Origin of the sequence: Vibrio sp. T20, assembly GCF_007858795.1 — a bacterium.
Taxonomy (GTDB): domain Bacteria; phylum Pseudomonadota; class Gammaproteobacteria; order Enterobacterales; family Vibrionaceae; genus Vibrio; species Vibrio satsumensis.
The window spans coordinates 1-23,323 of the sequence record NZ_VFEB01000254.1 but is presented as its reverse complement, the minus strand read 5'-3'; the positions used below and the strand labels follow the sequence as shown (position 1 = coordinate 23,323).

20 protein-coding genes are annotated in these 23,323 nt (G+C 43.2%); 13 read left to right on the top strand and 7 right to left on the bottom strand.

Annotation, left to right across the window (positions count from 1 at the left end; all coding sequences use genetic code 11):
• Window positions 1-99: 99 nt before the first annotated feature.
• On the bottom strand, window positions 100-888 hold the full coding sequence (locus tag FTW16_RS23655) for an MBL fold metallo-hydrolase (RefSeq protein WP_146492709.1): 789 nt from the start codon (window positions 886-888) through the stop codon (window positions 100-102).
• A 370-nt stretch (window positions 889-1,258) separates the two neighbouring features.
• Between FTW16_RS23655 and FTW16_RS23650 the strand changes: the two genes are divergently transcribed.
• The 3 genes from FTW16_RS23650 to FTW16_RS23640 all read left to right on the top strand — a co-directional run bounded on the left by FTW16_RS23650 (window position 1,259) and on the right by FTW16_RS23640 (window position 3,682).
• A complete protein-coding gene (locus tag FTW16_RS23650; RefSeq protein WP_108020116.1) occupies window positions 1,259-1,861 on the top strand; it encodes a 2OG-Fe(II) oxygenase in 603 nt (200 codons plus the stop codon).
• A 203-nt stretch (window positions 1,862-2,064) separates the two neighbouring features.
• Window positions 2,065-2,784 carry a glycerophosphodiester phosphodiesterase family protein gene (locus tag FTW16_RS23645; RefSeq protein WP_146492708.1) on the top strand — a complete coding sequence of 240 codons (720 nt, stop codon included), beginning with the start codon at window positions 2,065-2,067 and terminating at the stop codon, window positions 2,782-2,784.
• 160 nt (window positions 2,785-2,944) lie between these two features.
• Window positions 2,945-3,682, top strand: coding sequence for a sulfite exporter TauE/SafE family protein (locus FTW16_RS23640; protein ID WP_060981690.1), 738 nt, complete (start codon window positions 2,945-2,947; stop codon window positions 3,680-3,682).
• A gap of 42 nt (window positions 3,683-3,724) precedes the next feature.
• Here the strand turns inward: FTW16_RS23640 and FTW16_RS23635 are convergent, their stop codons facing one another.
• Complete coding sequence (locus FTW16_RS23635) at window positions 3,725-4,498, bottom strand: murein L,D-transpeptidase family protein (protein WP_146492707.1); 774 nt, start codon at window positions 4,496-4,498, stop codon at window positions 3,725-3,727.
• 2 nt (window positions 4,499-4,500) lie between these two features.
• Window positions 4,501-4,983: a GNAT family N-acetyltransferase gene (locus FTW16_RS23630; RefSeq protein WP_146492706.1), complete on the bottom strand. Its 483-nt coding sequence runs from the start codon at window positions 4,981-4,983 to the stop codon at window positions 4,501-4,503.
• 209 nt (window positions 4,984-5,192) lie between these two features.
• On the opposite strand from FTW16_RS23630, the gene FTW16_RS23625 reads away from it, so the two are divergent.
• From FTW16_RS23625 to grxB, 3 genes are all read left to right on the top strand, one after another.
• On the top strand, window positions 5,193-6,173 hold the full coding sequence (locus FTW16_RS23625) for a Gfo/Idh/MocA family protein (RefSeq protein WP_146492705.1): 981 nt from the start codon (window positions 5,193-5,195) through the stop codon (window positions 6,171-6,173).
• 163 nt (window positions 6,174-6,336) lie between these two features.
• Entirely contained in the window at window positions 6,337-6,498 is a 162-nt protein-coding gene (locus FTW16_RS23620; protein ID WP_009846296.1) for a hypothetical protein, read from the top strand.
• Window positions 6,499-6,840: 342 nt separating this feature from the next.
• Entirely contained in the window at window positions 6,841-7,473 is a 633-nt protein-coding gene (gene grxB, locus FTW16_RS23615; protein ID WP_146492704.1) for a glutaredoxin 2, read from the top strand.
• A gap of 199 nt (window positions 7,474-7,672) precedes the next feature.
• Here the strand turns inward: grxB and FTW16_RS23610 are convergent, their stop codons facing one another.
• On the bottom strand, window positions 7,673-9,637 hold the full coding sequence (locus tag FTW16_RS23610) for a CHASE3 domain-containing protein (RefSeq protein ID WP_146492703.1): 1,965 nt from the start codon (window positions 9,635-9,637) through the stop codon (window positions 7,673-7,675).
• Window positions 9,638-9,905: 268 nt separating this feature from the next.
• The gene (locus tag FTW16_RS23605) at window positions 9,906-10,739 is read right to left on the bottom strand and encodes a pyruvate, water dikinase regulatory protein (protein WP_146492702.1); all 834 of its coding nucleotides are present in this window, start codon (window positions 10,737-10,739) and stop codon (window positions 9,906-9,908) included.
• Window positions 10,740-10,917: 178 nt separating this feature from the next.
• Between FTW16_RS23605 and ppsA the strand changes: the two genes are divergently transcribed.
• The gene (gene ppsA, locus FTW16_RS23600; protein WP_146492701.1) at window positions 10,918-13,290 is read left to right on the top strand and encodes a phosphoenolpyruvate synthase; all 2,373 of its coding nucleotides are present in this window, start codon (window positions 10,918-10,920) and stop codon (window positions 13,288-13,290) included.
• Window positions 13,291-13,369: 79 nt separating this feature from the next.
• Here the strand turns inward: ppsA and FTW16_RS23595 are convergent, their stop codons facing one another.
• Window positions 13,370-14,485, bottom strand: a complete 1,116-nt coding sequence (locus FTW16_RS23595) for a hypothetical protein (RefSeq protein WP_146492700.1) — start codon at window positions 14,483-14,485, stop codon at window positions 13,370-13,372.
• A 321-nt stretch (window positions 14,486-14,806) separates the two neighbouring features.
• Between FTW16_RS23595 and FTW16_RS23590 the strand changes: the two genes are divergently transcribed.
• The 5 genes from FTW16_RS23590 to FTW16_RS23570 all read left to right on the top strand — a co-directional run bounded on the left by FTW16_RS23590 (window position 14,807) and on the right by FTW16_RS23570 (window position 20,571).
• A complete protein-coding gene (locus tag FTW16_RS23590; RefSeq protein WP_146492699.1) occupies window positions 14,807-16,141 on the top strand; it encodes an MATE family efflux transporter in 1,335 nt (444 codons plus the stop codon).
• A 512-nt stretch (window positions 16,142-16,653) separates the two neighbouring features.
• Window positions 16,654-17,319: a transcriptional regulator gene (locus FTW16_RS23585; RefSeq protein WP_146492698.1), complete on the top strand. Its 666-nt coding sequence runs from the start codon at window positions 16,654-16,656 to the stop codon at window positions 17,317-17,319.
• Window positions 17,320-17,343: 24 nt separating this feature from the next.
• On the top strand, window positions 17,344-17,727 hold the full coding sequence (locus FTW16_RS23580) for a RidA family protein (protein ID WP_017111552.1): 384 nt from the start codon (window positions 17,344-17,346) through the stop codon (window positions 17,725-17,727).
• A gap of 37 nt (window positions 17,728-17,764) precedes the next feature.
• Complete coding sequence (locus tag FTW16_RS23575) at window positions 17,765-19,171, top strand: cation:dicarboxylate symporter family transporter (RefSeq protein WP_017102501.1); 1,407 nt, start codon at window positions 17,765-17,767, stop codon at window positions 19,169-19,171.
• A 77-nt stretch (window positions 19,172-19,248) separates the two neighbouring features.
• Window positions 19,249-20,571, top strand: coding sequence for a CoA-disulfide reductase (locus FTW16_RS23570; RefSeq protein WP_146492697.1), 1,323 nt, complete (start codon window positions 19,249-19,251; stop codon window positions 20,569-20,571).
• An 84-nt stretch (window positions 20,572-20,655) separates the two neighbouring features.
• On the opposite strand, the gene FTW16_RS23565 is transcribed toward FTW16_RS23570, so the two are convergent.
• Window positions 20,656-21,510, bottom strand: a complete 855-nt coding sequence (locus FTW16_RS23565) for a glycerophosphodiester phosphodiesterase family protein (protein WP_146492696.1) — start codon at window positions 21,508-21,510, stop codon at window positions 20,656-20,658.
• Between FTW16_RS23565 and FTW16_RS23560 the strand changes: the two genes are divergently transcribed.
• Entirely contained in the window at window positions 21,410-22,993 is a 1,584-nt protein-coding gene (locus FTW16_RS23560) for a sulfatase-like hydrolase/transferase (RefSeq protein WP_261383517.1), read from the top strand. The genes FTW16_RS23565 and FTW16_RS23560 overlap by 101 nt on opposite strands.
• The last annotated feature ends 330 nt before the right edge of the window (window positions 22,994-23,323 follow it).

Sequence of the window (23,323 nt, the reverse complement as noted above, 5' to 3'; positions counted from 1 at the left end):
TAACTAAAGCTAGTCACAACGATATAAGGCCAGTCTCATGACTGGCCTTATTGCGTTCTATTCTTTAATTTCTAGTTTCTGCTTTTTACTTTGGCTTATCTATTTCTTGGATTTACCATGAGACTGCAAACCAAAACGCCAAATCGATAACAGCAGTTTCTTAGCTTTGATTTTGGTTACCCGCCAATGCGTCACAGGTCTTCTTGGGGCGCTCATCAATAAGTGTTCAAAGGCTGTCTCACTAAAATCGACTTGTCCTCCATGCGCCACTAGCAAAGTATCCAGCTGCATGTCATAGATACGAGATACTGACTCTCGGTACTTGTTAGGGTGAAAGATAGGGAAAGGCGGAATCAGCTTCTTCTTAACCTCGACCATTAAATCAGCCACATAAGCAACGCTATGTGATGGGCAATAGACAGAAAGATCTCTGTCGGTATGACCCGGCGTTTCTAGAACCAACCAATCATCAAACCCCGGAATACTATCCCCATCCGACAGCTTATAGTCCGGTTTCAACTTTCTTGAATACCACAAGTTCGCTTTGGCTCTTCCTAAACGGTTCGCCATCCATCTTGCTAAGGCTAGATCAGTCAAGTGCATCAAAATACCATCAATGCCGTGATACCAATCTTTGTCTCGGTTTGCTGCCACCAAATAACAATTAGTCAGTTTTCTGAGTGCATGCGCAGCGCCTGCATGGTCTGGGTGCATATGCGTCACCACCACCGTGTGTAGATCAGAAAAATCACGCATAAGCTCAGTTTCAATGAAAGTCTTCAAATGCGGGATGTCGGCTCGACATGCACCATCGAGCAACAGTAATTTGTCAGGATACTCCACCAAGTACATATCTTGGATGTAGCCTTTAATGGTATGCAGCTGCAAACCCACTCCTTGCGATAAACCAACTGGTCAGACCTACACCATAGCAAACTTACAGCCAATTGTGATCATTTTGTTAAAAGTAACAATCTCAAACAAGATAGAGAGCTCCAATCAAGATTTCTATTGGTATCCACAACGTTACTAAAATCCAATTCAACTCAGAACAATGGAAGCACATTCCGAAAATACTCATCTATTTCATCCGGTAGTTTTCACCATTATCGAATGCCGCATTGCCGTAAACCTTGCTCTATAAACCTTACGATTCAAGCTGCCAACACCATTTATCGTGACGACAAAACATGTGATTTGTTGCCCTGAGTTATTAGGACTATATATGCGCCTCTAATTTATTGTCTGAGTGCTATACATGAACCAACTAATCGATGCTCTTTCTACCCAAGGTTACTTTGTTTGGGATGACTTCTTAACGCATGAAGAAGTGGTGGCATTGAGGGATTGCATTCCAGAGAACTGGAAAAAGGCTAGGATTGGCCGTAACGATGAAGTAACACGAGAGTCGACCATTCGTAGTGACAAAATTCAGTGGGTACGCCGCGACATGGGCGAGCCAGCTTCTCTGTTCCTAGACAAGATGGAACAAATTCGTTTAGCGGCAAACCAAGCGTTCTTTTTGGGTCTGTTCGAGTACGAAGCGCACTTTGCTAAATACGAAAAAGGTGATTTCTACCAAAAGCACTTAGACTGCTTCAAAGGCAATGAGAACCGCCGTCTGACTACCGTGTTCTACATGAATGACGAGTGGACAGAAGAAGACGCAGGTGAGCTTGTGGTTTACGATCTGAAAGACAACCATATCGCGACCATTCCACCAAAGTCAGGTCGTCTATTTGTGTTCTTGTCTGAACAGTTCCCACACGAGGTACTGCCGACAAACACAGAGCGATTCAGTATCGCAGGTTGGTTCCGTATTAACGGCGTGAAAGACAACCAACTCGATATCGCACACTAAATATTGGTCTTTAACACCGGAACTTTAAAACCTCTCGATTGAGAGGTTTTTCATTAATGTGGACAACGAAAACAGTGCCACTAGAGCACACCTTCAATTTGCAGAGTAACCTCTAGACAAATCAATATAACGATTAATCTAGCGTAAAAGAGAAAAGTGATATTTAATAACTATTTACGATGCGCATTCAAGAAGGATTAATTATGTCGTCTATCATCGTAGGTCATCGAGGTGTAGCAGGCACTCACCCAGAAAACACCAAAGCAAGCATTGAACAAGCCGCTAAACTCGGCTTGAAATGGATTGAAGTAGATATTCAACCGACTCAGGATGATCAACTTGTGGTTTGTCACGACCACACCCTTGAGCGCTGCAGCGATGGCAAGGGTCGTGTCGACGAGCATACTCTTGCAGAGCTGCGTCAGCTTGATTTTGGAAGTTGGAAATCTGAACAGTTCGCGGGAGAAAAAATACTAACGCTAGAAGAGTTACTTGCACTTGTTGAGCAACATGATCTCAGCGTCAACCTCGAAATCAAAGTCGACAGCCGACATCAAGCTCCTCATGTCGTTGATTTACTGCACGAAGAGTTGATTCGCTCAAATTTGGACACCGATAAAGTCTTACTATCGAGCTTCAGCCATCAAGTGGTTGCTGAAATGGCTCGCCACTTACCGAGATACCGCGTCGGTGTGATCACAGAGCAACTGACTCAAGCTGATCTTATGCTCATTAATGAGGTTAAAGCATTCAGTTGCCACATGAACTATGAGCATGTAAATCAGAGCGTTCTCAATACGCTCAGTGAAGCAAACATTCAAACATGGTGCTACACCGTCAACGATCCATCTCACTTCAAACTCATCTCAGAAGTCGATGCCGTATTCACTGATTTTCCGAATCAATTTAGCGCTATAAATTGAGCACGCGAATACTGCAAAAACAGCCTCGAGAGACTTTAAAATTAACTCTCGGGAAACCTTAAAATTAGGTAGCAAACACAAGTGAGTAGGAGTACATTCCGCTACTCACTTGGTTTCATTAGCTCGCTCTATTTAGACAGCTTCATTGGTTACTTAATTTATGGATCTCATTTTTAGTCCAATCTTCCCAATTTTGGGGGCAATCTTCATTTTCGCCGCTATTGTTCGTGGCTTCTCAGGTTTCGGTTTCACTTTAGTGGCATTGCCGTTGAGTGCGTTATTCGTGCCCGTTATCGAACTGGTTCCTGTTTTCATGCTTATCGACCTATTGGGCAATATCCAATTGCTACCGAAGGTTCGAAAACACGTCAATTGGCGCTGGGTTTCAAAGGTGTTTATCCCTTGTCTAGCCTTCACTCCGGTCGGCTTACTTCTGCTCAAGTCTGTTAGCCAAGATACAATAATTTTGATCATTAGTGCCTTCATTTTTGCGTCTGCACTTATGATCTACAAAGGGTTCCAGTACAAAAGTGAACCTAGATTTGCTCCCTATATTCTGGGCAGCCTTGCGGGTGTAATGAACGGCGCGGCTTCAATGTCAGGGCCTCCGATTGGCACGCATGCATTGGCAAGCCCAGTCGCACCCCACATTGCCAGAGCAGGCCTGATTGCGTTCTTTGTGTTGGCAGATTCCAGTGCGTTTGTATCGGCATCTATCGCGGGGTTAGTCGACCGTGATGTGGTCTGGCTTACTCTAGCACTCCTACCAAGTAGCATGTTTGGCGGCTATGTCGGTTCTAAACTGTTCGAGAGGTTTGGCGGAGCGAAGTTCAAACCAGTCACCATTGCCCTGCTCATCGTGATTGCGATATTCAGTGCAGGTCGAGTCTTGCTGTAACTGGCTCTAGCGGTGCTGTTCAGGAAAATTGGGTACCGATACCTACCATTCGATATGGATAGGGGTACCCATTTTTACAAGTTGGAGAAATTCATCCATATCTTGATTGGTTAATGCGATACAGCCATCCGTCCAATCAAAGCTTTGAATAAAACTAGGCGAACGACGCTCACCATTTTTGATACCGTGGATCTTGATGTTCCCCCCAGGATCAACATCATTTTGCTCTGCCCATTGCATATCTGAAGGTTGCGGATAGTTAATATGTACTGAGCGATAAAAGTCCGACTCTTCCATCACATAATCGAGCTGGTATGTCCCTTCCGGCGTTCGGTTGTCCCCTTCAAAGCGTTTATGCCCTTTCGGTTGTTTGCCTAGCGCAATACGAAACTCCTGAATCACCTTTTCGCCTTTAAGCAGATACATCCTACGTTTCGATTTATCGACTTTGACCAAGGTGACCACTTGCGACAACGAATCTACCTCAGAATCGATATCCGGTACGTTGTAAAACTGCCGAGAGGAACTTTGAGGCGAACGTTTAGATGAACCTTGAGATAGCTGAGCAACTTGTTCACCAGAATCACTTTTGAGAACATCATCCACAACAATCACATGTTTGGAGTTTGAGCTCACTGAAGAGGTTGAACTAGAGGAAGAAGTCGAGACACGTTGAGAGTGAGCAGATGTCGATTCAAATACGATAGTTTCGATAGCCGTCGCGTCAGATACGATCTTTTCAACGACAACCTTCTCAGCGTATACACTCGAAGTCACAAACAGTAAACACAGTGATAAAGGCAAAAACAGATGCACCGTTAGAGCTCCTCAAAACGCATGGACATGGTTCGTGACTGGGTTTCCATCCCCAACGACTCATAAAAACCCTGAGCTTGCTGATTAAACTCCATCACTTCCAATCGAAGTTCGATCGCGCCACTCGCTTGCGCCCATTGATTGAATGACTTCATTAATGCTCTACCGACACCTTGGCTCTGAGTCTGATCATTCACCACAATCGTATTAACTCTTGCCACCTTGTGAGACTGAATGAAACTGACACCTTTGTTCTGCGTTACTTTCCCCGCTAAAAAGCCGATCACCTGCTGATCATCAACAGCAACAAAGAAAGCACCAACCGGATCAAGCATTAAGCCTAACCAATACTCTTCACTATCGGCCCGGCTCTGTGAAACTGGTGCAAACACCATAGGCGCACCTAGATGATGTTGACGGTTTATCTGCTCAGAGAGCTCCAAGATCGAGCTAATATCAGTTACCTTGGCGGTCCGGATTTGCATATTATTACCTTATTTGAATTCCATAATACCTTAGCAAAAATGGCTTAGTTGTGCACCGTTACACTGATCAACCCAGACGCTCAGTGAAGGCTGATTATTAATATTAGGTACTAAATTTGGGGAAATTGTTCCGTAAATCTCGGGCACATTGCTAGGCGTTGAGTGCTACTATCTCTGCAGAATCAATACGCTAACAACTGGATACCACTATGATTAAGTTTGCTGTAATTGGAACCAATTGGATTACACAAAAGTTTGTTCAAGCTGCTCACGAATCTCAATCGATGCAACTTGCTGCGGTTTACTCTCGAAACCTAGACAGCGCGGTACAGTTCGCTCAAGAATTTGACGTTGAAACAACTTATGATTCACTCGACGCATTGGCAAATGACAAAACTGTTGAAGCCGTGTACATCGCTTCACCAAACTCGCTGCATTGCGAGCAATCTATCTTCATGATGGAAAACGGCAAGCATGTCATCTGTGAGAAGCCTGTCGCATCGAATATTGATGAAGCAACCCGAATGTTTGAGGTTGCTCAGCAAAACGGTGTAGTGTTGTTTGAGGCGTATAAATCTCAATTCCTACCGAACTTTAAGCAAGTTCAATTTGGGTTAGAAAAGATTGGCAAGGTACATAAGGCACACATCAATTACTGCCAATATTCATCGCGCTACCAAAAATACCTAAACGGTGAGAACCCAAACACCTTCAATCCTGCTTTTTCTAACGGCTCATTAGTCGATATTGGCTTCTACTGTGTTGCCGCGACAGTCGCGCTATTTGGCAAACCCAAAAATGCACAGGCTTCTGCAAAGCTACTTGATTCCGGTGTGGATGCGCATGGTTGTGCGATCTTCCAGTATCCTGAGTTTGACGTGACGCTTGCTCACTCCAAAGTCAGCGACTCTTACGCACCAAGCGAGATCCAAGGCGAGCAAGGAGCAATCATCATCGATCACATCGCTGAATGTACTGATGTTAAGATCCGCTACCGTGATGGCAGCATTGAAAACCTCACTCAAGCACAAAGCGAGAACTCAATGAGTTATGAGGCACAAGGCTTTGTAAGCTGCATTGAGGGTGATGAAGAAACTCAAGCTCACGCCCAACAACGCGCTTTAACTGTTGCCAAGTTAATTACAGAGATGCGTCAGCAAGTCGGTGTCGTTTATCCAGCCGATAAATAACATCACTGCTAGGGTAACCAGCTGATTTTTAATAAATACCGATTTATGCATAACTAAATTTAATCTTTACGACAAACAACCGGATTAGTCGATTGGGGTACCATCTGTTTAAATCCGCGTTCGATATCTATCGTATTAATTTAATTTATTGAAGGTGTGTAAAGTGTTTTCAGTTGATGATCGCGTTGTAGCAACAAAAGGTGTTGAGCTAGGTGAAATGGTAGTAATTGGCCTAAGTGCTGGTGGCGGCTACGTTCACGTTACAACAGTAGAAGGCGCAATAATGACGCTTACTTACCCTGCAAAAGACCTTAAAAAAGCATAGTCTAACCGCTCCGCTCTTTTAGTAGTCACTCTGCTAAAGGTAACAAAATTGAGGCCTTGGCTGATTTCACTCTTCTGCATTAGAGTGAACAGCCAGGGCCTTTTTTATACCTACAATCCCTTACCAGCCTCCCATTAGTTTACTCATTGCAGTAAAACTAGCTCCAACAGACAATTGAATGAATCAAAGACTATTTGCATCAAGTACTTGTTGTTAATGCCTACAGTTTATTGGTGCTTAACGTTTATTGAGACTTAGCGTCTATTGAAGCTTAGTATTTGCAAGACTTTCTGGTACATTAGCATCATCTTATGTTTGTAATTACCTGAACTAAAGGAAGCTATGAAGCTTTATATTTACGACCACTGCCCTTTCTGCGCACGAGTAGCCTACATCGCTCAATCTCTAGGCTTAAACATCGAACTTGTTTCTGTGGATTATGATGATGCCCAAACCCTTATCGATTTGATCGGCAAAAAGATGGTGCCTGTGTTACAAAAAGACGACGGTTCTATCATGGCAGAGAGCTTAGATATCATCGCGTACTTCTTGGATTTGAAATCAAGCGATGAGCAGCGTGTGCCATCAGAGCAAGTCACTCTGTTCCAAGCTCGCGCATTCCCGCTAACTCAACAGATTGGACGCCCACGCTGGTGTAACCTCGACTTGGCTGAATATCGCTCTCCAGGAGCCAAAGAAGCTTGGCGTGCCAGTAAAGAGACTGAAGGTTTTAACTTTCAAGAGCTCTTAGAAAAGACACCTCAGTTCGTTCAACTGATTAACCCATTACTGAAAGATGCCGAGCTCTTACTGGATCTAGAGAATGGTGAGTCATCACAGCCTCTTATCGACCAAGCAGTGTATTTCTCGATGCTTCGTGGCTTCTACGCAGAGGCGACAATAGAGTGGCCACATGACTTGAACCGCTGGATGGAGAACAAAAGCAAAGTGCTCGATATCAGCTTACTGCGTTAGTCGTCTCAGCTAAAGTGACATAGTAGCTTAGAGACTAAAGTACACGCTAGAAACAAGGCAGCCTCGATACAAACATGCATCAAGGCTGCTTTTTCCTTTCTGAAAGTGAGTGAAGTGAAGTCACCTCATATCATTGAGTAAATGCTGGATATTTCACTTCTTGTGCTGGTTTAAACACTCTAGCTCCTTCACGGTTTTCTCAGCTGACATTCTTCACTTTAAATTGACCAACAATGTTCTGAAGTTGTTCCGATAAGTTCACTAGTTCTTGGCTCGACTCTACCGTTTGTTCAGCACCCACAACGCTCTCTTTAGTAATACGGCTAACATTCACTACATTCTGATTAATCTGTTCTACCGTGACACTCTGCTCTTCTGAGGCACTGGCACTCTGCGTACTCATATCAGAGATACTATTAATGGAACGAGTAATAACATCAAAAGCTTGCCCTGATTTCTCAGCATTCTCTACACTCATCTTGGCAATATCACTGCTTTTCTGCATGCTGTTCACTACATCTTTCGTCCCAAGCTGTAAGCGCTCAATTAAGCCTTGTATCTCAGAGGTCGAATCTTGTGTTCGTTGAGCAAGACTTCGCACTTCATCAGCGACAACAGCAAAGCCTTTTCCTTGCTCTCCCGCTCTCGCAGCCTCAATAGCTGCATTTAATGCAAGCAAGTTAGTTTGAGCGGCAATATCTAATATCACATCAAGAATACCGCCAATATTGGTGGCTTCACGGGAAAGATCTTCAAGACGATCCATCGTGCTTTCGATCTCAGACTCCAAAGAATTAATGCTCATCGTTGTCTCTTGCACTACGGTCAAACCTTGCATCGCTTCCTCACTCGCTTCACTTGCTGATTGAGCAGTATCAACAGCATTTCTTGCGACTTCTTGAACGGATATAGACATCTGGTTCATCGCAACAGCAACTTGATCTGTCATCAACATTTGCTCATTTGCACCGCTATTCGTAGTCACCGTAATATTGGTGAGCTGAGTTGATGAACTACTCAATCGTTCACTTGCAACCATCATGTTGCCAATGATTGTTTTTAAGCTTTCTGCGGTTGCTTTCAACGCGTTGGTTAACTCTCCAATTTCATTCTTCGCACCTTTTTCAATATTTACGGTGAGATCCCCTTTCGCTAGTTGCTTAGCGACACCGATAACGTAGTTTATCTGTGAGGTGATATTTCGAGAGATCAAAGCACCGAAACCGAAACAGAATACGACTGAAGATACACCACCAACAACGAGTACCATCAGAGCTAAATCGGAGGCTGAGCTTGCTGCCTCTTTTCTTTCTACCATGAGTACTTGCTCGACGTTAATGATTTCAGCCACTTTATTACGCAAGCCATCCATATATTGCTTGCCCTGCTTTTTGGCAAGCTTAACGTAAAGTTCATCAATGGAACTAAATCGGTTGGATTCACGCACCAATGTAATCGCGCTCGATGCATAATCGTCAATCCATGATTGAATATCACGCGATAGTTGGCTATTCCCCATAGACGCTAGCTGCTTATCAACTTTCGATTTGCCTTGATGGTAAGGTTCTAAAAAAGCTTCTTCACGATTTAGCATAAATCCACGTAAACCTGTTTCCATGTTTACCATGTGATTAATAAGAGCCTCGCCATTTAGGTAACGCCCTGTAGCAATCTCAGCTCGCAGGTTATCCATTTTCTCTTTACCGACACCACTCGCGATCAATGCTTGGAGTTGGTTAACGTAAGCCTGTCCATCATGGATACTCTTACGTAAAACAATAACTTCTTGAGCATACTTCTGCCATTCCATAGCTGCTCGATTTACTTCATCAAATCGTTGTTGCTGAGCAGGGTTGTCACTAGTGAGCATTTTGACTGTCGATAAGCTCTCTTCAAAAGCCTGCTTACCTGCATGGTAAGGTTCTAGATACTCTTCCTGGCCACCGATCGCATAACCTCGCAAGCCTGTCTCTTGGTCGACCATCGAATTAACTAAGCGATTGGATTGATCAATCACCTGGTAGGTATGCGTAACCATTGCATCGGTGCTATTCAACGTTTTAATCGAATTCCACACGACGACGCACAGCGTAACTAAAATGCTTACCGTGATGACATTACCGAAAAGTAACCTACTGCGAATAGTAAGCTCTGATATATTCATAAACTGTTTTCCCTAACCTGTTGATGAACTGACGTATGTATTTGTAATAATTATCGGTTATTTAGTTAACCGTTCTCTAAACAATAGGTACACATCCGGTAAATAGGCAAAGAAATAAGCTATTTTTTCATAAGTATTTTAGAGGAAAGAGCTAACAATGAGAGAGGGGAAGGTTGGATGTAGCAGATATAAATAACAGAAAAAGCGACTTCACTGCTCCTTATAACAGACGCAATGAAATCACAATTTAGGTATCGTCGATAACACGCTAAAGCAACCGGCGTCTCAAGCCAGTTCGCTCTAAGATTCGCGTTGAAATCTCTTCAACCGATAACGATGAGGTATTGATGTACGGCACAGCCTCTCTGCGGAACATCGCCTCTACGGTTTGTAGCTCATACAAACATTGCGAATCACTCGCGTATTCACTGCCCGCTAAACGGTTCTCACGAATCTCAGTCAGCCTTTCTGCGTCAATCGTTAAACCAAACAACTTGTGTCGGTATATCTCAAACTCAGGCAACAGCTTCAAGCGCGCTAAATCATCATGGATGAATGGGTAGTTCGCTACACGTAGACCAAACTGCATCGCCATGTACAAGCTTGTTGGTGTCTTACCGCTTCGAGATACACCTAACAAGATGATGTCGGCTTCTTCCAGCCCTTTGAGCGTGATGCCATCATCATGAGCCAAGGTGTACTCAATCGCAGCAATACGGTCGAAATACTTCACTGAGTCCTTATTTACACTGCGTGAGCGCTGCAATTTGGGAACAGGAGCCATCTGAATGTCATCCTGTACTTTCTGCACGATGCTTTCCAACACGTCATAACAGTGAGCAGGCGCTTGAAGCAATTTCGCTTTGATGTCAGGTATCACAATCGAAAAGAACACCAATGGTTCGACTCCATTATCGCGATACGAAATTTCAATCTCTTTTAATAAATCAGAAAGTTTGTCCTCACTTTCCACAAACGGGAAGGTTTTTTCATTGGCTTTGAACGGGAATTGACCTAGAACAACATGCCCTAAAGTCTCACATGTTATGGCCGTTCCATCAGAAACATAGAATACATCACGACTTTGAATATCAATTTGCATTTTTTATTTAATGTTTAAAATTATTTTGAGTAGGATGGGAACCATAATATATATAACGAAACCCTGCTGACTATTACGTCCCCCACAGCTTTTAAAAATAATTTACATTTTTTTAAACTGATACGTAATCGTTTGCCTTTAAATCCCTACAATGCTTGCTATGTTTCTGGAGAAATAAATGCAAAATAATACCCTATGGTTCAATGGCCTATCCATGGAAGATGTCGACAAAGTCGGCGGTAAGAACGCCTCACTGGGCGAGATGGTTTCTAACCTATCCAATGCTGGTGTTTCTGTACCTAATGGTTTTGCTACCACTTCGTATGCGTTTAACGACTTTCTTGATTACAAAGGTCTAGATGAGCGCATCCACCAACTACTTGATGAACTTGATGTTGAAGACGTTGACGCACTGCGTAAGACAGGTGCAACGATTCGACAGTGGGTTCTAGACGCCCCCTTCCCAGAATCACTAGAGCAAGACATCCGTGATAACTACCGCGAGCTAATCGAAGACAACGAAGAATTGTCTGTAGCTGTGCGTTCATCTGCAACTGCAGAAGACCTTCCAGATGCTTCTTTCGCAGGCCAGCAAGAGACCTTCCTTAACGTGAAAGGCATCGACGCTGTACTAGAAGCAACCAAGCATGTTTATGCGTCGCTATTTAACGACCGCGCTATCTCTTACCGCGTACACCAAGGCTTTGACCACCGTGGCATTTCATTGTCTGCGGGTATTCAACGCATGGTTCGTTCAGACAAAGCCTCTTCAGGTGTGATGTTTACGCTTGATACTGAATCCGGCTTCGACCAAGTAGTGTTCATCACTTCTTCTTGGGGTCTAGGTGAAATGGTTGTACAGGGCGCAGTGAACCCAGATGAGTTCTACGTTCACAAGCCAATGCTAGAAGCGGGTCACTACCCTATCGTTAAGAAGACGTTTGGTTCTAAGTTGATCAAGATGATCTACTCAACCAACCAAGAGATCGGCAAGCAAGTTGATATTATCGACACCGATACTCAAGAGCGTAACGAGTTCTCGCTGAACGATGAAGAGATCAAAGAACTAGCAAAACAAGCGATGATCATCGAGAAGCACTACCAACGTCCGATGGACATTGAGTGGGCAAAAGATGGTATCGACGGCAAGCTATACATTGTTCAAGCTCGCCCAGAGACAGTATGTTCTCAAAGCGACCAAAACGTTATCGAACGTTACGAGTTAAACAACAAGGCCGATGTCTTGGTTGAAGGCCGTGCTATCGGTCAACGTATCGGCTCAGGCCCGGTTCGTTTGGTTGACTCACTAGACCAAATGTCACTGGTTCAGGAAGGCGACGTACTGGTAACAGACATGACAGACCCAGACTGGGAACCTGTTATGAAGAAAGCCTCTGCGATTGTTACTAACCGTGGCGGCCGTACTTGTCACGCAGCAATCATCGCTCGTGAGCTAGGCATTCCTGCAATCGTTGGCTGTGGTACAGCGACAAGTAACCTAAACGACGGTGACACCGTGACAGTGTCATGTTCTGAAGGTGAAACTGGCTACGTTTACCAAGGCGAGCTCGACTTCGAAATCAAACGTTCTGAAGTTGATGAGCTACCAATGCTGCCAACCAAAGTAATGATGAACGTGGGTAACCCAGATCGCGCCTTCGACTTCGCACAGATTCCAAACGAAGGTGTTGGCCTTGCTCGTTTAGAGTTCATCATCAACAAGATGATCGGTATTCACCCGAAAGCCCTATTAAACTTCGATGCACAAACTGACGAGCTAAAAGCGGAAATCAGCGAACGTATTCGTGGGTACAAAGATCCTATCGACTTCTACGTAAGCAAACTGACCGAAGGCATCGCGACTATCGCTTCTGCATTCTGGCCTAAACGTGTGATCGTACGTATGTCTGACTTTAAGTCGAACGAGTACAGCAACCTAGTCGGTGGCAAAACGTTTGAACCGCATGAAGAGAACCCAATGCTGGGCTTCCGTGGCGCATCTCGTTACATCTCACCAGTATTCGAAGACTGTTTCGAGCTAGAGACTCAAGCGATCAAACGTGTTCGCAACGAAATGGGTCTTAAGAACGTTGAAATCATGATCCCATTCGTTCGTACTCCAAGCGAAGCGGCATCAGTTATCGACATTCTGGCTAAGTTCGACCTTCGCCGCGGTGACCAAGGCCTGAAAGTCATCATGATGTGTGAGCTGCCATCCAATGCGATTTTGGCTGATGAGTTCTTGAAGTACTTCGATGGCTTCTCTATCGGTTCAAACGACATGACACAGCTGACACTTGGCCTAGATCGAGATTCAGGTGACGTTGCGCACTTATTCGACGAGCGTAATCCAGCAGTTAAAGCGATGCTGAAAATGGCAATCGATGCAGCAGCTAAAGCAGGTAAGTACGTAGGTATTTGTGGTCAAGGCCCATCTGACCACGACGACCTAGCTGAGTGGTTAATGGAGCAAGGCATCAGCTCTGTTTCGTTGAATCCAGATACGGTTATCGACACGTGGCTGAAGCTTGGTAACGTTGCGAACAAGTAACGCTTAGCGCCAACAAGTAAATACAACGAAAAGTAGACACTACAAAGCCAGTCATTGTGACTGGCTTTTTTATTTCCACCTACTCCAATAAAGCTCTGGCGTTATCACCCTGCTCATAGATATAGAGACTGACACGAGACAGTATGGTTATCTCTTCTAAGCTAACTTGGAGCGAGTTCTGCCCCCTTCCTAAGTTCGCTCTTAAGCGGTCGACTAGCTGCTGTACTGCCATCAAATCATCTCTCGCTTTAGGTACGCGAGTATTCATAAAGGTGAACCACTTTTCACTCATGTTACGGCTGATCTTAGCGAGCACTTCGGCATTGGTGATTGTAAATGCCTTATCAAGATTGCCTCCGTCTCGAAGGATGTCATAGATGATGTGACCGTTCTTCTTCGCCACCATCATGTTCTTAGTATTGAGCTGCAATTCACCAATATGCCCATTGGCCATTTTTAAGAAGAACTTAATGTCTTTGTAGCCGGCATCGGTTGCGCCACAGTTGAATTTAGCATTGTCACCTTGGCTGGTACCGTAGCGATCTTTCATCGCAGATTGGTGATGTTTCAACTCGACAAACTCTTTGGTCAAAATGATCATCGCTTTAGCAATGATCATATCTTCCATACTCTCAAACACGATCGTCATACGCGCTGCATCTTTGAGATCGCCAATATCGTAATGACGTTTTCGGTTAGTGATTTTATCCAGTGCACCATGGAAATCTTTGACACCTAGATAAGCTCCGGGAGGCTGTTTGAGTGTCCCGTTACACACCGAAGCCACCTTGACAGCAAACTCTCTGAGTGCCTCTTGCGCTTCAACTGTCTCCATAAACATCAGAAACAGCTGCTTTTTCTTGAGCGTGGCATTCGCGACTTGATTTCGAGAACCAAAATCTAGGTTGCCGTTCGCTAACTTCTGACTCGATGATTCATCCAGATAGTTATGGATCTTTTCCTTCTGGGTCATGATGTCGAGAATGACCTGATCTTGCTGCTTGTTAGCGGCATTCATGTAATCGAAGTTTTCGACCTTTTGTTTCAATGCTTGCAACTTCTGTTGATAATCTTTGACGTTAACCAAACGAAAGCCCTGAGACATGATGCCTTGTTGGTTTATCTTGGCGAGTACCTTCGCCTTGTTCTTTCTAACTTGTTCTTGGCTGATCTGCATTTCTTCTGTCGTCGGCATATCTTAGTTCCCTCTCCAATATGCAGTTGATTCTGTGCTGTCGTATTAGCAATCCTTTTTCCTATAACGATACTAGTTTATGGATTTGATAATTACATTAGCCAACAAGGGCAACCCTATAAAATAAATAAGGTTTGAGAGGTAGTTCCATAAAGTATCAGCACAAAATAGGCTAACTCTATCAGTCGCAGAGTTAAGTAATATACCGAGATCCGGTAACAATTATTGGTATCGAGCTGACCTTACGTTATCCTTTACGCAATTCTTCATTGAGAGGTTTGTCACCACAACAAGCCTAACTTCAAGACCGATAAGAGTGTTATGAATTCTACTACCGCAACTCCCACGCCTTCACTTGGCCGACAACTCTATACCATGACATGGCCAATGCTGTTCGGAGTGCTTTCCCTAATGAGCTTCCAACTTGTAGACAGTGCCTTTATTGGCCAATTGGGCGTACTGCCGCTTGCTGTTCAAGGTTTCACTCTGCCAATCCAGATGATCATCATCGGTATTCAAGTCGGGTTAGGCATTGCGACGACAGCAGTAATTGCTCGTGCAATTGGTGCTAACGAAATGCGCTACGCCAAGCAGCTAGGTGGATTGGTGGTTGCGATGGGCAGCGTGAGTGTCGCGCTTTTCTCCGTCATCATCTATCTATTACGTGGGCCAATTTTACAGTTGTTGGATGCGCCACCGACGGTACTACCGATCATTGATTCTTACTGGATCTATTGGCTAGTCAGTTCTTGGACAGGTGCACTGCTCTACTTTTACTACAGTGTATGTCGTGCCAACGGTAATACTATGCTGCCCGGTTCGATGATGATCGCAACCAGTATCATCAACCTAATATTGGACCCGGTTTTTATCTTTACTCTCGACATGGGCATCAATGGTGCGGCTATCGCGACCATTTTAGCTTTTGGTGCGGGCATCTTTATCGTGGCGCCCAAAGTAACCAAGAAACATTGGATGACGTTCGACTGGCACGATCTTGATATCGGCAAGAGTGTTCGCTCAATTGGCAACATCATGGGGCCTGCAATGGTAAGTCAATTGCTTCCACCTGTGTCCTCTATGTTGGCGACTAAACTGCTGGCAGGCTACGGTACGGCTGCCGTTGCAGCTTGGGCTCTGGGTTCTCGTTTTGAATTCTTCTCGATTGTTTCGGTGCTTGCCTTGACCATGTCGATGCCACCAATGGTTGGTCGCATGTTGGGAGAAAAGAACCTGACTGATATTCGCAGCTTGATCAAGATTGCCGCAACCTTTGTGCTTGGCTTTCAAGTCGTAATTGCGCTTGTTACGTGGGTATTCTCAAGTGGATTAGCAGGATTAATGACGAGCGATAGTGAAGTGACCACAATCCTCAACTATCACCTCATGATTGTCCCAATCAGCCTTGGTCCTTTGGGTATTTGCATGCTTATGGTGTCGGTTTCGAACGCCCTAGGTAAGTCTTATACCGCATTAACAATTTCAGCACTGCGTCTGTTCGCTTTCTTCTTGCCTTGCTTATGGATTGGCTCTCATCTGGCTGGAATTGAAGGCCTGTTCTGGGGTGCCATGATAGGTAATGTGTTTGCCGGAACGTGTGCATGGTTTATGTACCAACGCGCTTTAGGCAAAGTTGAGGCTAAGCTTGCCAGCTAACCCGCGAGCAAGCTTTTAGCTTCTATTTGTTAAATACAAAAAAAGCAGCCACTTAGGCTGCTTTTTTAGTTATCCAAGTTCTGATTTACGGTCCTTCCGCTGACTATCCTTTTTTAATACAGTCTTTTCGATTAAGCCTTCATTCCAACCAAAAAAGAATGCGACCGGTCATCATTTCAATCTCAGAATTACTGGCTAGATTTACGCACATAAGAAACATCCATCGAGCCGATTTTGTGCCCCTTTAGAATTTGTTCTAGATCATTAAAGTGTTCAAAAATGCAATCTTTGATTTTAAATATTTAAACTTTGATGGAGTTTAAGAAATTAAACCATATTGAGGATAGTTTGGTGATCCTGTTCAAATTTCACTCTTAATTTCAGTTGAATTTCCATTATTTGTTGACGTTTGAGACGCTTTTTACCAGTTTACAGAAGTTTACTGCACCTTGCTCAAATACCACTAAAGGAGTACGTTTCAGTCATCAAGTTCAAAAATGTAAACCGAAACTATGAATGTAAAGCAAGTTAAATTCACCGATGAAGACAGAGAATGTTTAAACAATTACTTCCGTTTAGCAGACACGCTCGCTGATTTGATTGGCCCCTACTGTGAAGTAGTCATTCATTCATTTGAAAGCTTAGAAAACTCGGTCGTGAAAATCGTCAACGGTCATCATACCGGTCGTGAGATCGGCTCTCCTATTACAGACTTAGGTTTACGTATGTGGAGTAAATTCGAGAAAACCGGCGAAGTTTCTCCAAAAAGCTACTTCACCAATGCAGCAGACGGATCCCTACTGAAATCGACTACCTGCGTACTGGCTGGTCCACAACAAAAGCCGATCGGCATGTTGTGTATCAACATGAACTTATCTTTCCCATTTCCAGAAATCGTCAAAACGCTGATGCCGCAGTGCAATGTGCCGCAAGCCATTGTCAGCGAGACATTCAGCAACAATGCAAACGACGTAATTCAACAAGCACTGAGTTCAGCCATTAACGAGGTTGACCAAGACGAGTCGGTTTCTTCCAAAGGTCGCAATAAAGCCATCATTCGTTGTTTATTTGATAACGGAGTATTTGAGCTAAAAGAGACGACTACACAAGTATCAGAGCAACTTGGGATCAGCCGACAGGCGGTTTACAAGTTTATCCGTGAATTTAAATCAGAATAAAACCAATAATTTAGGAGTTATATCGTGAAACAGATCATTGCCACTGAACAAGCACCTGCAGCTATCGGCCCTTACTCACAAGGTACGTCTTACGGCGACATGGTTTATACATCAGGTCAATTACCTCTCGTTCCAGAAACGATGCAGTTTGTTGAGGGCGGCATCAAAGAGCAGGCTCGTCAATCGCTAGAAAACTTAAAAGCGGTATTAGAAGCGAGTAATGCGGGACTGGACACAGTGCTTAAGACAACCTGCTTCCTATCAGACATGGAGAACTTCGTTGCCTTTAACGAAGTGTACACAGAGGTGTTTGGTACAGAAAACGCACCTGCTCGCTCTTGTGTTGAAGCAGCACGACTACCAAAAGACGCACTGGTTGAAGTTGAAGCCATCGCATACAAAAAATAACCGACTTAGGTATTAATGGGTATCATAGGAGATTCTCATGAGCGTTTCATTTATCGCATTAAGCGTACTGTTCTTTGGGTTCTACGCACTGCTGTCGAACTTCAAAAAGCAAAAGAAAAGTTTTAACTTCCGCGTACTGAGTGCGCTTGCTGCTGGCTTACTGTTCGGTGGCGCAATTCAACTTGTTTTCGGTGTCGGCAACGTTGCGACATCTGGCTTTGCTGAACTGATTTCGGTGTTCGGTAAAGGCTACATCAAACTTCTACAAATGATCGTTATCCCGCTAGTATTTGTGGCGATGATCTCTTCGATCATGAACGTTGAAGGCGGCGGCGCGCTATCTCGAATCGCACCAAAAATCATCGGTATTCTACTTTTCACTTGTGCAATCTCAGCAGCCGTTGGTATCGCAAGTATTTACCTATTTGGTATCGATGCGAACGCACTAGTAAGCACAATCGGCACAAACAGTGCGATTGAAGCTCGCGGCGATTCACTGGTAGCAACACAAGATGCAATGGCGAGTAGTGGTCTGTCTGGTATGGCTCTGTCTATCATTCCAACCAACATCTTTGACATGCTAACGGGTTCTCAACGTACTTCTACGCTATCAACTGTATTGTTCGGCATGTTCCTTGGCTACTGTATCCTTCAAGTGAAAAACCGTAAGCCAGAGAAAGTGCAAAACTTCGTTGATTTCATCAACTCTGCAAAAGAAGTAGTGCTTTCAATGGTGCGTGAAATTCTGAAGCTAACGCCTTACGGTGTATTCGCTCTGATGACCACGTTCATGATGACAAACGACCTGTTCGCGCTAGCAGAAATGGGCCGCTTCCTTCTAGCAAGCTACGTAGCAATCGGCGTTATGTTCGGCATCCACTTCGTCATGGTGTCCATGTTCGGTCTTTCTCCTGCTAAGTTCATGAAGAAAATCTGGCCAGTATTGGTGTTCGGTTTCGGTTCTCGTTCAAGCATGGCAGCTATCCCACTAAACGTTGAAACACAAACTCAACGCCTAGGTGTAGACGAAGAAACAGCAAACATGTCAGCAACATTTGGTACCAGTATCGGTCAAAACGGTTGTGCGGGTATCTACCCAGCAATGCTAGCAATCATGGCGGCACAGGTCATGGGCATGCCTGTAGACTTGAGCTTTATCCTGCAACTGATAGCTGTTATCGCGATTGCTTCATTCGGTATCGCAGGTGTTGGTGGCGGTGCAACGTTCGCAGCAGTAGCGGTACTGACCATCATGGGTCTAGACATCACAGTAGTCGCGATTCTAGTGTCTATCGAAGCGCTAATTGACATGGCTCGTACTGCGCTGAACATCTCAGGTTCTATGTTGTCAGGCGTTCTTACAGCGAAGAAGAATGGCTCATTGGATACTGAACAATACGACGCTGACGTTACAGCGACAGTATCAAAAGAAGCAGCAGTATAATTCTCAAACTTAATTAAGAGCACTCCACGTGAGTGCTCTTCTGTTTTTCCTGAGTTCAGGTTATTTAGGTAGTAAATATGAAAGTTGTTGTTATAGGCGGTAGCGCCGCGGGTATGAGTTTCGCAGCAAAATACAAACGTAATCAACCATCAGACGAAGTCATCGTTTTAGATAAGCGTAGCTACATCTCTTTCGGAGCCTGTGGCTTACCTTACTTTGCAGGCGGCATGTTTGATGACACCGAGCGAATGATCTCTCGTACGCCAGAACAAGCCATCAAATCTGGTTTAGATGTTCGTGTAAAAACAGAAATGGTGTCGTTCGACCGCACTGAAAAACACATTACGGTGCGTCACCAAAACGTAGAGAGCACTATCGATTACGATATGTTGGTGATTGCGACAGGCGCACGTCCGATCGTTCCCTCATTCGGTGAATTCAGTCCAGAACACGTATACACACTAACAAGCATGGAAGATGGCTTAGCAGTCAAAGAAGCACTTAAAAATGCTAGTAAACAGCGCGTGTGTGTCATCGGTGCAGGCTTTATAGGTCTTGAAGTCTTTGATGCGGCACATGGCTTAGATAAGCACGTGACGATTATCGAACGTGAACAACACATCATGAGCCGTCAGTTCAGCCCAGAGATCATTGAAGTAGTTGAAGGTGCAATTCGTGAATCCGGTGCCGACCTTAAAACAGGTTGCAGCGTGTCTATGATTCGCGATGCCGAGCAAGGTGGTTACATCGTAGAAACCGATAACGGCAATGTAGAAGCTGATATCGTAATCCTGTCACTCGGCTTCAAACCAAACACTGAAGCCTTCGAACTACCAAAAGCAGCAAATGGCGCGTTGTTGGTAAATGAATATGGTGCCACTGAAGACGCTTACATCCATGCTGTAGGTGACTGTGCCGTTGTCCATCATATGGCACTAGGCAAACCCGTTTATGTTCCTCTAGCAACCACGGCCAACAAGCAAGCACGCATGATGGCAGACAAGCTAGCAGGTAAAGATACTTATATGTCGGGCTTCTTGGGCTCATCTTGTTTGAAAGTGCTCGATTACGAACTGGCATGTACTGGCGTGAATGAACTTCTGGCGAAAGAACATAACTTAGATGTGAAAGTATCAACCATTTCAGACAAGAACCAGACGGATTACTACCCTGGTCAAGAGGACCTCAAGGTTAAACTGGTTTATCACCCAGAGACCAATGTTCTTCTGGGTGGAGAAATCGTTGGTAAGAAAGGAGCTGTGGGCAGAATCAACGCGTTAGCTGTTGCTATCACCGCGAAGATGACCACTCAGCAGCTAGGCTATATGGACTTCTGCTATGCACCGCCATTCGCACGGACTTGGGATGCTTTAAACGTAGCAGGTAACGTGGCGAAGTAAACCACCTCTAGAAAAATCACATAGAGCATTCAGTTAAACACAAAAGCAGAGCGTAACCGCTCTGCTTTTGTGCAAGTTACAGTTTTATAAACGATCTAACGGTAGAACAAAATCGACATATATCGCGAAATTAACGATCCCATACGCTTTGATAGTGTCCAAATCCAAATCATTACTTGAATATATCATCGCTGAGATCCCCATATTACTCAGTGTGATAGCCTTTTTATATTCATTCCCAAGCGAACTGAGGTTATCACCTCGATAAGTTACAGCTCTTATTTTATTCAATTCAATCCAATCAATAACAAATGGCGTATTTAAATCTATATTTAATGCAACGTTATTGAACCCTAACCTTATTGCTTCATTATATTTCTTCAAACTAAAAACTTCGACAATAGATTTTTCTTTATCAATTATACTTTTTGATAATAGTACAAGATTTTCTATTTTGTCCGTAACTAATACAACCTCATTCTCACTTAAAATTTCAATCGCCTCTGAAATATTTAAAGTGTGATAATTATCGTTAATTGTTTTTAACTCAAACTCTTCTGAAGCAATAGGACCATTTTTATTAGAATTTGTCATCATATGGAAAGAGTTCCAGTCATGAACAGCGACGATCTTTCCATCCGACGATACAAGAAGATCTAGCTCTATCATCTTAAAACCACTTTCTATCGACTTCTCTACAGCCTCTAAGGAGTTTGTATATTTAAAACCATCGATTCCCCCGCCGGCATGTGCAATCAAACTGCCTGAATTAACGATAATATTGGAGATATTATTGTGCGTATTTGGATATGCCTTTACGTTGCCTCTCCATACATCAATGACTACACTCATCGAAGGGCCGATAAAAAAAGCTACCCAAAAACATATGAGAACTAGACAAAATATTGATATTAAGACTCTGATTCCTTTAAGTATCATGACATTTTACCTGTTGAGAACTGGGGCTGATGATAATGTATGGTTTACCCTGTCAATATTGAGTTTAAACATGTTATTTATAGCAACTATAATAGCATTTGTCGGTAATAGATTTGTATTTCTTCTTCTCACGGTAATAATGACTTTCGACTTCTACTTAAGGTTAAACTCTCTCAGCTTAGATTTAGGTGTCTTAGGTTCGGTTTTAGAGTCTAATCGAGGTGAAGCTCTTGAACATATAAAAATCATTAGCGTCATAACATATGTAAAGATTACTATATTTTCCATTCTACTTTTTTTATCATTTAACATTACCTTAGGAAAGGTTGGTAAGTCATTTTCATTAATTATGTTAATATTATTTTCCAGCATATTAATCACAAAGTTTTATAGCTTACATGATAATAAAAAGACGACATACCTCAATGAAGAATACTTAAAAACAATCCATCATGAAGTGTGGTTTAGTTTTTTAGGACTAATTACAGTTATTAAACCTATTTCTTTATATTATGAACTATCTCTTCTCGAAGGAGGAAAATCAATAATCTCTTCAAAATGGGAGAACGTCCATACAAATAAGATATTAAAGGATATTTATATCGTAAATATTGGTGAATCTGTGATTAAAAATTATTACCCATCGTATAACGAAGAGAATGGAAAGATAAAAGGAGCAGAAATATTTAATGGTGTTATTTCCCCATCCGTTGTTACATATTTTTCAGTTCCTCGAATATTATCAAAGAGCCTAGATGTAAACAGGCATGATAAAGGCTTAAATGTGATAGATCTTGCTAATGATGCTGGAATGAAAACTTATTGGATATCAAATCAAGCTAAGATCGGGCAATACGAGACACAGGTATCCGCAATCGCGAGTAGGGCTCATTACCAATATTATAAAAATACGTCTTATGATAAAGCTGAACCCGATAATATTCTCCTACCAGAAGTGATCAAAGCGATTCGTGAAGAAACTAATAAACCGAAAGTCATTTTCATTCATACCATGGGGTCACACTATGACTTTTGTAAGAGATTTGATGAGGAGATTTCACTAAAACCTTCAGATAACAAATACCTAGAATGCTATTCAAAATCAGTGGCTTATGGCGTGGCTTTTATAGAGAAGCTTAGAGACTTACTCACGATGCATGATAAAACATATAAAATCATTTATTTTTCGGATCATGGCCTAACGTCTGTAAACGTTCCACCGTATCTAATTCACGGTACTGGCTCACATTTTTCTAGGCAGGCAGTAGAAGTACCTTTCATAGCAATGAGTAATGACCCACAAGAAACGAAAATACATTCGGTCAAATACAATCTGAGAGACTTTTCAGACACATTTGCACAATGGATAGGAATATCTTCAGAACAGACAGAGCAAAACAAAAGTATCTTCAATACCAAGTACACAGGAAAAGAGTACGACTCAGTGCTAACAAGTGAGTTTAAGATAAGAAAAATCGACTAAGCGAACAACTGGTACAGAAGGCTCTGAACACCATAAAGTTACTTAGTAAGTAACCTTCTCCGCACATCAAGTTGTCTCTTATTTATCACTATGTAAGCTGATATCAGCTCGATTTTACTTATCCAAGAGCTTCATTAACTTTGTTAGCAAACAGCCTAATGAGATGATTTAGGAAGCTCTGACAGTATCCGCAAGTGAATTAAATGAATGTGTAAATATTTGGCTGATACATAATGATTTGAAGCAGATAATAAAAAAGCCCGCTGATTTCTCAGCGGGCTTTCTAATGGTGGTGGAGGGATAGGGATTTGAACCCTAGAACCGCTATTA